The organism is Enterococcus sp. FR204, from assembly GCF_031143325.1.
Taxonomy (GTDB): domain Bacteria; phylum Bacillota; class Bacilli; order Lactobacillales; family Enterococcaceae; genus Enterococcus_B; species Enterococcus_B faecium.
Window position 1 is genome coordinate 33037 of sequence record NZ_JAKZIW010000005.1, and the last position, 14417, is coordinate 47453.

The window sequence follows — 14417 nt, forward strand, 5'->3', positions numbered from 1 at the left end:
TGCATGGTGAAAGATCCTCTACTTGAGACCTGCTTTTCCGAAATTAGAGTAAGAAGCAGCGGCTGACCTCGTTATTGGTCACAGAGAGTTTGCACTAGATAGATGCAACTAAATTTGGGTGGTACCACGGCATGTTCGTCCCTTGCGGCTGAACATGCTTTTTTGTGTCCGGAAAACAAATAAAGGAGTGTATGGTTGAATGAAAATGAAAGAAACCTTGCAATTAGGAAAAACAAAATTCCCTATGCGTGGTAATTTGCCAAACCGAGAAGGCGAGTGGCAAAAAGAATGGGAAGAAAATCGAATCTACCAAAAAAGACAAGAGTTGAACGAAGGAAAACCTAGCTTTGTTCTTCATGATGGACCTCCATATGCCAATGGTAATATCCATTTAGGACATTCATTGAATAAAATCAGTAAAGACATTATCATTCGTTCAAAATCAATGTCTGGCTATCGTGCACCATATGTTCCAGGATGGGATACACATGGATTGCCGATTGAACAAGTATTGGCTAATAAAGGCGTGAAACGTAAAGAAATGTCCATGGCAGAATACTTGGAAAAATGTCGTGAATATGCACTTTCCCAAGTAGATAAGCAACGAGCAGATTTCAAACGCCTAGGAGTTGCAGGAGATTGGGAACATCCTTATGTTACATTAGATCCTTCTTATGAAGCTGCACAAGTACGCGTATTTGGTAAAATGGCTGAAAAAGGCTATATTTACAAAGGATTGAAACCAATTTACTGGTCTCCGTCAAGTGAGTCTTCTTTAGCGGAAGCTGAAATTGAATATAAAGATGTAAAATCTCCATCTATTTTTGTAGCTTTCAATGTCAAAGACGGCAAAGATATTCTTGATGAAGATACAGCTTTTGTCATTTGGACGACAACACCATGGACATTGCCAGCAAACCAAGGTATTGCTGTAAATCCAAAATTTACGTATGTATTGGTGGAAGCCGATGGCCGTAAGTTTGTCGTAGCGAAAGATTTGCTAGAAACAGTCCAATCAGAAATCGGTTGGGAAAATGTAACAGTTCTAAAAGAATTTGCTGGACAAGAAATGGAATATATGACTGCAAGTCATCCATTCTATGAACGTGAATCACTTGTGATTTTAGGCGATCATGTTACTTTAGACGCTGGTACTGGATTAGTCCATACTGCTCCAGGACATGGGGAAGATGACTATATCGCTGGTAGCAAATATAAACTATCTGTAGTGTCACCTGTAGACTCAAAAGGATTGTTTACAGAAGAAGCACCTGGATTTGAAGGAATCTTTTATGACAAAGCAAATCCTATGATCACTGATCTATTAAAAGAAAAAGGAGCTTTGCTGAAGCTAGATTTCTTTACTCATAGTTATCCTCACGATTGGCGGACGAAAAAGCCTGTGATCTATCGGGCAACTCCACAATGGTTTGCATCTATCGATAAATTCCGTCAGAATATTTTGGATGAAGTAGAAAAAGTAGAGTGGGTTATCCCATGGGGTAAAACACGTTTGTATAATATGATCCGTGACCGCGGCGATTGGGTAATTTCCCGTCAGCGTGCATGGGGAGTACCACTTCCGATTTTCTATGCTGAAAATGGAGAAGCAATCATCACACCAGAAACAATCGAACATGTGGCAAAATTATTTGCTGAACATGGATCAATTATCTGGTTTGAAAAAGAAGCGAAAGAACTTCTTCCTGAAGGATTTACCCACCCAGGTTCTCCTAATGGCGAATTTACAAAAGAAAAAGATATCATGGATGTCTGGTTTGATTCTGGTTCTTCTCATGAAGCTGTTTTACGTCAGCGACCAGAATTATCATTCCCAGCAGATATGTATTTAGAAGGATCAGACCAATATCGTGGCTGGTTCAACTCAAGTATCACGACTAGTGTGGCTATCAATGGTGTAGCACCATACAAATCAGTTATTTCTCAAGGATTTGCTTTAGATGGTGAAGGCCGTAAGATGAGTAAATCTTTAGGAAACATCATTGCACCAGAAAAAGTGATCAAACAATTTGGTGCAGATATCCTTCGCTTATGGGTATCTAGTGTAGATTATGAAGCAGATGTTCGTGTTTCTATGGATATCTTAAGTCAAGTGGCAGAAGTATATCGTAAAATCAGAAATACGATGCGTTTCTTATTAGCGAATACAGAAGATTTCGATCCTAAAAAAGATACTGTTTCGTACAATGATTTACGTTCTGTAGACAAATATATGACCGTTCGATTGAACCAAGTAATCAAAGAAATCCGAGAAGAAGGGTACGACAAATATAACTTCATGCATATTTACCGTACAGTTATGAACTTCTTGACGGTTGATCTATCGTCATTCTACCTGGATTTTGCTAAAGATGTAGTTTATATTGAAGCAGAAGATGATTATCAACGTCGTTGCATGCAAACTGTTTTCTATCAAACAGCTGTAGCTTTGACAAAATTATTGACTCCTATCATTCCGCATACAGCAGAAGAAATCTGGTCATTCCTGAAAGAAGAAGAGGAGTACGTTCAGTTAAGCGAGTTTCCTGGTTATGAAGAGTTTGCAAACCAAGAAGAATTGATGGATACCTGGACTGCTTTCATGGACTTCCGTGATAATGTCTTAAAAGCATTGGAAGAAGCAAGAAACAGCAAATTGATTGGTAAATCTTTGGAAGCAAAACTAACTGTTTATCCAAAACAACAAGTTCGTGAAATGTTAAAAGCTTTGGATGCAGATATTGCACAATTATTGATCGTTTCACCAGACTACTTTGAAGTTATGGCAGCAGATGAACAAGTGCCAGATAACGCTATGGTATTTGATGATGTTGCTATTACAGTGGAAAAAGCAGACGGGGAAACTTGCGATCGCTGTCGCCAAGTTCGTAAAGATGTAGGAGTAGATGAAAAACTTCCTCATCTATGCGGTCGTTGTGCAAAAATCGTTGAAGACTTCTATCCTGAAGCTGTAGCTGAAGGATTCGAAGAAAAGTAAAAGGGAAAAGGGGGTGTGACATGTTCTTTGTCACACCCCCTTTTGTTATCAATCGTTTAATTTTCCACGTTCACGATACCAGTTATCTGGTTGCCAGATCCATTCGAATCCGTCTTTTTCAAGTAGTTCGAAAGCTGCTTTAGGTCCCATTGATCCAGCTTTGTAGTTGGGAAAATCCGGTTGTGTTTGGTCCCAAGCTTTTCGAATGACATCCACGATATGCCAAGATTGAGCGACTTCTTCCCAATGAGAGAAGTTCGTTCCATCACCATTCAACGCATCTAATAGTAATTTTTCGTAAGCTTCTGGGCTATTTTCAACCATTTCTGCACTATTTCTAAATTCCAATTTGATTGGTTCCGTTTCAAATCCTTGCCCTACTTCTTTCCCATTCAAGGATAAAGAAAATCCTTCAGTTGGCTGAATATAGATCGTTAGAACATTAGGTGGAAGTGTCGTATCGTCACATGGTTCATCGACAGATGTTTTGAATACATTAACAGGAACTTGTTTGAATACGATGTTGATCCGAGTCCCTTTTTCAGTCAAACGTTTGCCTGTACGTACATAGAAAGGAACACCTGACCAACGGAAGTTATCGATAGTGAATTTGCCTGCGACGAATGTTTCAGTCTCTGATTGAGCATCCACTTTGTCTTCTTCGCGATAGCCCTTGAATTGTACACCATCCAATTCACCTTGAGCATATTGCCCGCGAACGAAGTTTTCTAACACTTCTTCTTCGTTATAAATGCGGATAGCTTTCAATGCTTTGATCTTTTCTGTACGGATTTCTTTTTCGGAAAATGCTACTGGCGGTTCCATTGCAAGTAATGCTACAACCTGTAAAATATGATTTTGCACCATGTCTTTAAGTGCGCCACTATGATCGTAGTAGCCCCCGCGATCTTCTACACCGAGGTTTTCGCCAAAAGTAATTTGGATATTGTCGATATAGCGATTGTTCCATTGAGCCTCAAAAATATTATTGGCAAAACGGATAGCTGAGATATTTTGGATCATTTCTTTTCCTAAATAATGATCAATCCTAAAAATATCTTGTTCTGGGAATACTTCTCTGATTTGCTGGTTCAATTCAAAAGCAGACTGGTAATCAGAACCGAACGGTTTTTCTATGATCAAACGATTGAAGCCATTTTTTGTCATAATATTTTGTGATTTCAAATGAGAAACGATCGTTCCAAAAAATTGAGGTGCCATAGCCAAATAATAGACACGATTACCGTTTAATTGATAGTGTCCATCTAATCGGTCAGACAATTCTTTTAATGTCTGATAATGCGTTGAATCATTTACATCATGGGATTGATAGTAAAAATGGCTTGCAAAGGTAGTTGCTTCTTCATCTGAAGGATTCAATGCACGGATTGTTTCTTTGACAACTTCACGGTAGTGCTCATCGCTCCAGGGACGGCGAGCGGTTCCGATTACAGCAAAATGCTCGCCTAAATTTCCTTTTCTGTAAAGGCGGAACAAAGACGGGTACAATTTACGCTGGGCTAGGTCACCTGTACCGCCGAATATCGTAAACAATACATTTTTTTCATTAGACATGTGGATACACTCCTTTATATTTTATCGACAAAAATCGTGCTGGCCGCCTTGAAGCTGACGGGGATTTTCTTTCTATCATTTTGGATAGTGATCGGTCCTTCATAAGCTGCGATGTCAACGATCTCATATTCTTCGTTGATATTCAGGTCAATAGTGACTAAGTAATCCAACAATTCTTTTTCATCAAGCACTCGTGCGATACGCACTTTTGTACCGACAGGATAGGACTCCAATGTTTGTCGGCGTTCTTCATGGACAACTTCCTCTTTTTTAGGAATCGATCCTCCATGAGGACAATGTTCAGGATGATTCAAATAGTTTTCTAAATGATCTGCAAGATGTTCCGAAGTCACATGTTCCAATACTTCAGCATCATCATGGACTTCATTCCAGCTATAGTCTAAATGTTCAACTAAAAAAACTTCCCATAAGCGATGTTTGCGAATCAGACTGCTAGCTTTTTGCAGTCCGCTTGCAGTCAATTGTACACCTTGATAAGGGGAATGTTCTACAAGCTCTTCTTTCACAAGTTTAGAAATCATTTCACTGACAGATGCAGCTGAGACATCTAGACTAGATACGATTTGTTTATTGTTGACTTTCGTTGTATCTCCACCTAGTTCTAAAATGATTTTCAAATAATCTTCTCGATTTGGTGTCATATTCGATCATCCTTTCATGGTAAAAAACCATCATTAGTAAGTGTAACAAAAAAAACGTTAATTGACTATTTTCTAAATAAAAAACAAAGGATTTTTAGACGTTTTTACAACAAAAAACGAAAGATGATAGAGAAGACTCATTCTTTCGTTTATAAAGGATATATATATACATTGGGAGGGATCTATTTTTCAGATAACAACTTATATGAAGTGTCTGCAGATTCGTCATAAAGAGTTTGTTCGGGATAAGAAAAGATAAGATAAAAACCATACTGATCACGTACGACTAAACGATATTCATCTATTTCTACCACAGATGTGCCAAGAGACTGACCGTTGATCAAAAACGTGTAATCAGATGTAATCTGTAATTGTTGTTTTTGCTGGCTATCACTAAAGAACCATGTACCTTGATACTTTGAGAGTCCTTCTGACTTTTCCGCTTGTTTTTTCTTTTTCAAGTAAATAAAACTTGAGAGAACGGTAATGAGTGAACCAAGAAAATAGATCATTTTTTTTATCACCAAATCACTCCTTTATGAGAAAATAATCGCATAGACATATTCTTTCTTCTTTATTTCATTGTACCGAATAAAAGCTAAAATTTCTCTAAGACTTTCGACTGGTTTTTTTACTGTTTTTCTACAAATTATGATAGGATACATAGTAGGAAGAAAGGTGACATAATTTGAAGTATCAGCAAGTGGAAATAGCTTTTTTTATTGACCGCCCGAATCGGTTTATAGCACATTGTATGAAAAAAGACGGAGAAATAATTATTGCGCATGTCAAAAATACAGGTAGAGGAAAAGAGGTCCTGATACCAGGCGCTGAAGTGGCTATTGTATTTGCTCCTGGACCTAAACGGAAAACCGCCTATGATCTGATTGCTGTAAAAAAGAAGGGTGACTGGTTTAATATCGATAGTCAATTGCCTAATCGGCTGGCAATTGATGGTATTTTAGACGGCACGATCCTTTTACCAGGATTAACTGGTCCATTTACGGTATACAAGCGTGAAGTAACTTATCTTCACTCCAAATTTGATATTTATTTAGAGACGGTGGTCGGACAAAAAGCATTTGTTGAAGTCAAAGGTATGACACTTGAAAATAAAGCGATTGGTGCTTTTCCTGATGCGCCCACACTCAGAGGATTGAAACATATAGGAGAATTAACGTATGCCGCACAAGATGGTTATGCCGCTTATGTCTTGTTTATTGCTCAATTCGAACATCTTCATCTGGCAACGATCCATGAAGAAATGCAACCAGCACTAGCTGATATGGTTCGACATGCGCAGCAAAGCGGAGTTCAAATCCTCGCCTATAATTGTCAAGTATCGGCAGATGAGGTAACTGTCAAGCAGGCCATTCCATTTGATGTAGATATCCCTTTTGAAGATCCTATACAATAGAAAGAAGGTAAAATAATGATCAACTTAGGTATTATCGGAACAAATTGGATTACTCATCAATTTGTCCAAGCAGCTTTAAGCACAAAAAAATATGAATTGACAGCGGTATATTCTAGACATTTGGAAAAAGCACAGGAATTTGGTTCTCATTATGAAGGGGATATCGAATTCGCAACAGATTTGAAGACTTTTTTCAATATTACTCATATGGACACCATTTATATTGCTTCTCCGAATAGTCTTCACTTTAGTCAAGCTAAGCAAGCAATTTTGGCAGGAAAAAATGTGATAGTTGAAAAGCCAGCTTTTTCGACGCCAAAAGAAATGGATGAAATCATCCATTTGGCAAATGAACACAATGTGTATTTTTTTGAAGCAGCAAGAAATATCCATGAATCAGGTTTTAAAAAGATTGCCGATTACTTACCATTAAAAGACGAGATAATCGGTGCAAATTTCAGCTATATGAAATATTCTTCGCGCTATGACCAAGTATTAGATGGAGAAGAACCGAATATCTTCTCGACTCATTTCTCAGGTGGTGCATTGATGGATTTAGGTGTTTACCTTGTATATGCAGCTGTTGCTTGGTTTGGAATGCCAAAAGAAGTCCATTATTTCCCAAGAAAGATTTCTACTGGTGTAGATGGTCTTGGATGGGGGATCTTACGTTATGAGAATTTTGATGTATCGATCCAGCCAGGTAAAATCGGTGATTCTTATTTACCGTCAGAGATTTATTTTGACTCAGGAACGCTAGTGATGAATGGAGTCAATGCAATTGAACAAGCACAATTTCATGATCGCGCGCATAAAGAAATCATTGATTTGGCGGTAACAGCTGCAGAAAATCCAATGACAGATGAAGCAGAGGATTTTGCCAATGTCATGGCTCATCCGAAAGATCCAGCTTGGGGATTGTTGTATGAAGAGTGGATCGAGCTAGCTAGAAATGTGAACCAAGTGATTTATGATTTAAGAAAAAATGGCGGCATCAAATTCGATGCAGATAATGAGGAAGATTTTTAATGAACGAATTTGTACAAGTATTTCCCGAAAATTGGCAGAAAAAATATGAGGATAAAGGGTTTATCTCACCTTCTCTTATTCAACGAGCAGTTTTTCAGCCACTAAGTAATAAACAAAGTATAGTAGCGGTTTCTCCTACAGGTTCAGGTAAAACACTGGCTTATCTTTGGCCTCTACTACTAAACGTGGAACCAGGTGAAGCAAGTGCGTTGGTCATTTTTGCTTCTTCTCAAGAACTAGCTATTCAAGTAGCAGATGTTGCACGTGAATGGGGAAAAGACAAAGAGTTGAAAGTCCAATCTTTGGTGGGCGGAGCCAACGTCAAACGTCAGATTGAGGGTTTGAAGAAAAAACCAGAAATCTTGATTGGTACACCAGGAAGAATATTGGAATTGATGAAAGCAAAAAAAATAAAAGCACATCAAGTGAAAACAATGGTATTTGATGAAGCAGACCAGCTATTTGACGCTGGGAACAGCCAAATCATTGATCAAATTCTTCATCAAGCTCCAACAGAGTATCAGCTAGCCTTTTTTTCAGCGACAGCAGATCGTTCCCTTGAAAGCATTGAAAAAATCACTGGGAAAACGTTTGAGACAATTGACGTGACAGCAGAGGACGATTCTCGAAAAGGACTGAGACATTACTTTTTACGTGTACCGATACGAAAGAAAGATGACTATTTGAGACGTCTCACGCATATAGAAGATTTTCATGGTCTGATTTTCTTTAATCAACTGACTGAATTAGGCGTGATGGAAGAAAAATTGCTGTATAGAGGTGTACCGGTAGGAAGTCTGGCCTCTGATCAGAACAAGCTACTCCGAAAAGCAGCGCTAGAACAATTCAAAAAGAAAATGGTCAGAGCACTTTTGACCACAGATGTGGCGGCTAGAGGTTTAGATATTACAGGTCTTCCTTATGTAGTGAATGCAGAAGTTCCGTTAAGTGAAGAAGCTTATTTGCATCGTTCGGGAAGAACTGGTCGAATGGGTAATGAAGGAATAGTAATTACACTCGTACAAGATAATAATCTAAGAGATTTAAAACGGCTTTTACGTCCATCAAATATAACACTTGAAGAGATTTTTTTATACGGAGGTAAGCTGCAAACTGAGCAGCCAACCAAAGAAGATGCAGCTCCTGCAGTAAATAAAAAGTATGCGAAAACTTTTTCTGGAAAGGAGCAGAACCCAGAATATAACAAAGAAAAAATAAGAAAAAAAGTTAAAAATAAATCAAAAAAAGAGAGAAATAAAGGAGCAAGGCGCAAATAAGCGCCTTTTTATGCTATGATTATGAAAACGGGAACAAAATTGGTTGCCAGAGGAGGGGTTATGTGAAAGAACGTCAAGAAGAGATCTTGCAGCTATTGACAGAAAACCAACAAGGATTGACAGCAAGTGATGTAGCTGAGCGCTTAACTATCGATCGAAGCAATGCAAGCCGATATTTAAGTGAACTATACAAGGCCCATCATATTGTAAAAACCGCTGGCCGACCAGTCGTTTACTCTTTGCCAACGGAAAAGTCAAAATCTGATGAAGTGCATGTCGACTCTTCTACGCAAGTGACTTTTGAAACACTCGTTGGAGAAAATGATTCTTTAAAAGTCAGCATACAGCAGGCAAAAGCTGCGATTCTTTATCCACCGCGGGGGCTGCATACGATTATTTTTGGAGAAACTGGTACAGGAAAGTCGATGTTTGCTGAATGTATGTATCATTTTGCAATCGATTCAGAGATGCTTTCTGCAGATGCGCCATTTGTTTCTTTCAATTGTGCGGATTATGCTCAAAATCCGCAACTGCTCTTTGGACACATCTTTGGGATCAAAAAAGGGGCTTACACAGGAGCAGCTCAAGATAGTCCCGGTCTAATAGCCAAAGCAGACGGCGGTATATTGTTTTTAGATGAGATCCACCGTTTACCGCCGGAAGGGCAGGAAATGCTGTTTACTTTCATTGATAAAGGTATTTACCGTCCGCTTGGAGAAAGTGCACAAGTACATGAAGCATCTGTTCAGATCATTGGGGCGACGACTGAATCTTCAGAAAGCTTCTTATCTACGTTCAATCGACGGATTCCTATGGCAATCACCTTGCCGAATCTTGCTTCACGTTCACTGGATGAGCGTTATGAAATCATCTCTCTTTTTATCAAACAAGAAGCGAATCGTTTGAATCAACGCATCGATATCGAAAAAGAAGCGATTCTTGCCTTCATGCTTTATGATGCGGAAGGAAATATCGGTCAAGTGAAACGAGACTTGAAACTAGTCTGTGCAAAATCTTTTTTACATTACCGTACTCATCATGAGAAAAAGCTAATCATTCGAAAAGAAGAACTTTCCCTTCAAGTACAAAAAGGATTACTGAAAATCAAGGAAATACCGGAACGTCTCGACCGATTCATGGACAGCAAAAGTCAGTATTTGACATTTGAACCAGGATTTGCTGATGTTGTCTGGTCACAAGATCCAGAACGAAACATGCAGGTCTATAACGATATTGAGGAAAAAGTCACTTCTCTTTCCGAAACCGGTGTGGAGAACATTGATCTAGAGACCCTCATTTCAAAAGATGTGGATGCTTATTTCCAGACATATGTCAAAGAATTGACTAAAAGTTCGATTCCCAAAGATCTTTTGCCAGATGAAATCTGGCGGTTAACCAATCAATTGTATGATGTGGCTGAAAAACGGTTAGACCGTATTTATAATGAAAAAGCTCGTTTTGCTTTTGCTTTGCATCTGCAAAGTACATTGGATCGTGTGAGAGAAGGTCATATGATCGTCCACCCAGATTTGAATAACGTACGGAAAAATTTTAAGAAGGAATTTCAAGTAGCAATCGATCTTTCGACGATCATTGAAGAAGAAGAACAAGTTGAGATTCCTTTTGATGAAATCGGCTTTATTAGTATGTTTCTTTCTATCAATCTAGGAGAAAGTGAGCCTGTTAAAGAAAACAAAGTAGATGTTCTCGTATTGATGCACGGCAGACAGACTGCTTCAAGCATGTTGGAGATGGCACAAGAACTATTAGGAACAAAAGTAGGGAAAGCTTTTAATATGCCACTGGTTATGGAAGTTCAAACAATGTATGAAGAAGTGTTACAATATGTCAAAAACTATCAAGGGCATTTGACGAATGGCCTACTCTTGTTAACAGATATGGGATCATTAAACACCTTCAGTGATTTGATTTATGAAGAGACTGGCATTCGGACGAAAGCTATCACGATGACAAGTACCATGATTGTGATAGAAGCGATACGGATGGCAAGTGTTGGAAGAAGCTTAGAAGACATTTATCAAAATATCCAGCTTTCCTTTGAATCGATCGTACGTGATCAGTTCAAAGCGGAAAAGTCTGAAACTTTACAGCGTAAAAAAGCCGTAATCGTGACATGCTTTACTGGTGAAGGAGTAGCTGCCAAATTATATCAGCGTATTATGCCAGTGATTAATCAAAATAAGGTAGAACTGATCCAGATGCAGTTTTTAGAACGTGAATCATTCAAAAAACACATCGATGCCTTATTGGAAGAATATGAGATCAAAGCAATTGCGGGAACAGTTGATGTTGATTATCAAAATATCCCATTTTTTTCAGCCTATGACGTTTTTGATGATGAAAAACTAAATATTTTAAAGCGTATAGCTGATGATGAGATCCCGACAGCTAAAATTGTCGATTCACTTTCTGGATCATTAAGCGATGTCTTTTCTATTGATGAACTGATCCGTTCATTGCAAAAGACAGTTCAGCAGATCCAGACCGATTTGTCGATTATCGTGGAACCTGGAGTAGATACTGGAATCGTTATCCATTTAGCCTTCATGTTAGACGGATTGATCAAACAAGAAAGCCATCGGCAATTTGAGAAACTGTCTATTTTCTCAAAAATTTATCGTTTGGAAATGGATATCGTTCGGGCAAACTTGATGGCACTAGAACGAAAATATCAGGTAAAAATTCCAGAAGATGATATCGCATTTCTTACACAAATGTTTCTTGAAAATAAAATAAAAAAATGAACACACTAATCATACTGTTTACACACTAAACATCTGTGTGCGCACTATAAAAAAGAGCTAAAAAGCATGAAAACGCTATTTCAGCTCTTTTTTTTATTGGCATGCTTCTTGCGTTATATAAAAGTGTAAAAAATAAAAGGAGTGTTAAAAATGGCAAAAAAAACAATCATGTTAGTTTGTTCAGCAGGGATGAGTACGAGTTTATTGGTCACAAAAATGCAAAAAGCAGCAGAAGAAAAAGGGATGGAAGCCGATATTTTTGCGGTCTCTGCCTCAGATGCAGATAATAATTTAGAATCTAAGAATGTCGATGTATTATTATTAGGTCCTCAAGTACGTTTCATGAAAGCTCAATTTGAACAAAAACTTGCGCCTAAAGGTATTCCATTAGATGTCATCAATATGCAAGACTATGGCATGATGAACGGAGAAAAAGTTCTTGCACAAGCAGAAAATCTAATGAAATAAATCAAGTATGCAGTTGGGGGTATAACAACGTGGAAGATCAACAAAATCTAGAAGCCATCATGGGGTTAATCATGTTTGGCGGTAATGCAAAGAGCGATGCAATGGAAGCGATTGCGGCTGCTAAAATCGGTGATTTTGAGTTAGCGGATAGGAAAATCGCTGATGCAGAAGAATCACTTATACAAGCGCATCATGCACAAACAGACATGTTGACACAAGAAGCACAAGGAAATCATATGCAAGTGACATTATTGACTGTTCACAGTCAAGATCACTTAATGACATCTATTGCGTTTACTGATTTAGCAAAAGAAATCATCGAACTTTATCGTCGCGTATACAGCGAATAAATACAACTTCTTTTTTGAACGGAAGAAGAAAAATTTTTGAACGGATTTTTTATTTTGTTATAAGGAGAACTCTCTTTATATAAAAAACTTATAGGAGGAAGTAAAAAATGAACGGACTATCAAGTTGGATGGAGAAATACATCCTGCCGGTTGCCGCAAAAATCGGAGCGCAAAAACATTTAGTTGCTTTGCGTGATGCTTTTATCGGCACACTGCCCGCAACAATGGCGGGATCAGTCGCTGTAATGATCAATGCAATTATTCGTGATTTACCGCAACAGTTTAACAGTACCTATGCTGACAGTTTAGCAGCAGACAAAGGAATCTTTGCCGTATTGAATGTCATCATCGGAATCAATGGTTTTGTCTGGAACGGTACACTAGCAATCGCCGGATTGATCTTTGCCTTTTCTTGGGGGTATAATCTTGCCCGAGCTTATGGAGTAAATGATCTAGCTGGGGGATCGTTGGTTTAGCTACCTTGATTCAAGGTATTTCCTTTGGTCCAGCATTATCAGCAGCATTAGATGTGAATGTTCCTTCAAATGTCGCAGATGCAATTAATAGTTCTGAGATTGGTGCAACGATTGCAGATGGCACACTGTCAGTTGGATTATGGGGTTGGCTAAAACTAGATCATTTGAATGGAAACGCTTATTTTACAGTTATGATCATGGGAGCTATTTCAGTCATTATTTTTTGTGAATTGATGCTTGCCAACATTACGATCAAAATGCCTGATTCAGTACCACCAGCAGTATCTAAAGCATTTGCAGCCATTTTACCAGCGACGATCGCTTTATACGTCATTGCTATTATCAATTATATCGTAGGTCGTGTAGCTGATGGGCAACTGATCATTGATTTGGTGCAAAAATATATTGCAGAACCATTCCTAGGATTATCTCAAGGGTTGGGAGCAGTATTGATCGTCACAGTATTTGTTCAAGTATTCTGGTTCTTTGGTATTCATGGACCAAATGTATTGGCACCAGTGCTAGAGGGAATTTGGGGACAAGCACAACTAATCAATATTGATATTTTCCAAAAAGGTTATAACGGAAAAACTGGTACACCAGCCGTGTTAGATGCAATCGAAGATGGAAAAGCTTATATGTGGGTCCGCGGATCGTTCGATGCTTTTGCATGGTTTGGCGGATCAGGCGGAACGATCGTCTTACTGATAGCTATCTTGATTTTCTCTAAACGTGCAGATTATCTAACAGTAGCTAAATTATCCATTGGGCCTGGTATCTTCAATATCAACGAACCAGTGATGTTTGGTCTGCCAATCGTATTGAATGCAATCATGTTTATCCCATTCTTGATTGCTCCAGTAGTAGCAACAGCAATTGGATGGACAGCTACTTATCTTGGCCTAGTCGCTCCGGTATCGCAGCAAGTCACATGGGTAGTACCGCCGTTCTTATTGTCATTCTTAGCAACAGGTGCGGATTGGCGGGCACCGATCGTAACATTAGTATGTATGGTCGTGACTTTCTTGATTTGGGCACCATTTGTCATCTCTGCAAACAAAATGGACCCTGCCGCAGGAGAACAACAATAAGATGAACGTGAGGAGCGGAACGCTTTAAGTTTCGTTCCTCATAATGAATTTTAGAGGAGGAACTGAAATGATTACAATTGCCAGTGCAATGCAACAAGATGAAATCAAAGAATTGTTAGAAGGATACAATGAAGAAGGAATGACTTTTACATTTAAAGAAAAACAAGGAATCAAGCTGTTCTTTGAAACAAGTGCAGAAGATCCGGAAGTTGCGGCTAAAAAAGCAAAGGAACTGATCAAAGCACAGCCTTGGGGAACAGTCCTTTATTTTCAATCAACAGCTGTTTAGAAAATGGTTTAAAAAGATAG

The 14417-nt window shown here is 38.6% G+C and carries 11 protein-coding genes and 1 pseudogene; 9 read left to right on the forward strand and 3 right to left on the reverse strand.

Features of this window, described 5'->3' with window-relative positions:
• The first annotated feature begins 199 nt into the window (after positions 1–199).
• Positions 200–2998: an isoleucine--tRNA ligase gene (gene ileS / locus RG571_RS02440; protein WP_002286621.1), complete on the forward strand. Its 2799-nt coding sequence runs from the start codon at positions 200–202 to the stop codon at positions 2996–2998.
• Positions 2999–3046: 48 nt separating this feature from the next.
• On the opposite strand, the gene zwf is transcribed toward ileS, so the two are convergent.
• The 3 genes from zwf to RG571_RS02455 form a co-directional block, all read right to left on the reverse strand.
• The gene (gene zwf, locus RG571_RS02445; RefSeq protein ID WP_002286618.1) at positions 3047–4573 is read right to left on the reverse strand and encodes a glucose-6-phosphate dehydrogenase; all 1527 of its coding nucleotides are present in this window, start codon (positions 4571–4573) and stop codon (positions 3047–3049) included.
• Positions 4574–4587: 14 nt separating this feature from the next.
• A complete protein-coding gene (locus tag RG571_RS02450) occupies positions 4588–5235 on the reverse strand; it encodes a metal-dependent transcriptional regulator (protein ID WP_002286616.1) in 648 nt (215 codons plus the stop codon).
• 182 nt (positions 5236–5417) lie between these two features.
• The gene (locus RG571_RS02455; RefSeq protein ID WP_002286678.1) at positions 5418–5747 is read right to left on the reverse strand and encodes a DUF4828 domain-containing protein; all 330 of its coding nucleotides are present in this window, start codon (positions 5745–5747) and stop codon (positions 5418–5420) included.
• A gap of 176 nt (positions 5748–5923) precedes the next feature.
• On the opposite strand from RG571_RS02455, the gene sfsA reads away from it, so the two are divergent.
• From sfsA to RG571_RS02495, 8 genes and pseudogenes are all read left to right on the forward strand, one after another.
• A complete protein-coding gene (gene sfsA, locus RG571_RS02460) occupies positions 5924–6652 on the forward strand; it encodes a DNA/RNA nuclease SfsA (RefSeq protein ID WP_002286614.1) in 729 nt (242 codons plus the stop codon).
• 15 nt (positions 6653–6667) lie between these two features.
• Positions 6668–7681: a Gfo/Idh/MocA family protein gene (locus RG571_RS02465; protein ID WP_131774338.1), complete on the forward strand. Its 1014-nt coding sequence runs from the start codon at positions 6668–6670 to the stop codon at positions 7679–7681.
• Positions 7681–8958 (forward strand): DEAD/DEAH box helicase, encoded by a 1278-nt coding sequence (locus RG571_RS02470; RefSeq protein WP_002294535.1) that lies wholly within the window; start codon positions 7681–7683, stop codon positions 8956–8958. The genes RG571_RS02465 and RG571_RS02470 overlap by 1 nt, the downstream gene beginning before the upstream one ends.
• 62 nt (positions 8959–9020) lie before the next feature.
• A complete protein-coding gene (locus tag RG571_RS02475) occupies positions 9021–11723 on the forward strand; it encodes a sigma 54-interacting transcriptional regulator (protein ID WP_142976403.1) in 2703 nt (900 codons plus the stop codon).
• Positions 11724–11873: 150 nt separating this feature from the next.
• Positions 11874–12191, forward strand: a complete 318-nt coding sequence (locus tag RG571_RS02480; RefSeq protein ID WP_002286606.1) for a PTS sugar transporter subunit IIB — start codon at positions 11874–11876, stop codon at positions 12189–12191.
• Between the two features lie 29 nt (positions 12192–12220).
• Complete coding sequence (locus RG571_RS02485; RefSeq protein WP_002286604.1) at positions 12221–12541, forward strand: PTS lactose/cellobiose transporter subunit IIA; 321 nt, start codon at positions 12221–12223, stop codon at positions 12539–12541.
• A gap of 107 nt (positions 12542–12648) precedes the next feature.
• Positions 12649–14108: pseudogene (locus RG571_RS02490) on the forward strand (PTS sugar transporter subunit IIC).
• 67 nt (positions 14109–14175) lie between these two features.
• Positions 14176–14397, forward strand: coding sequence for a hypothetical protein (locus tag RG571_RS02495; protein ID WP_002286598.1), 222 nt, complete (start codon positions 14176–14178; stop codon positions 14395–14397).
• Positions 14398–14417: the final 20 nt, after the last annotated feature.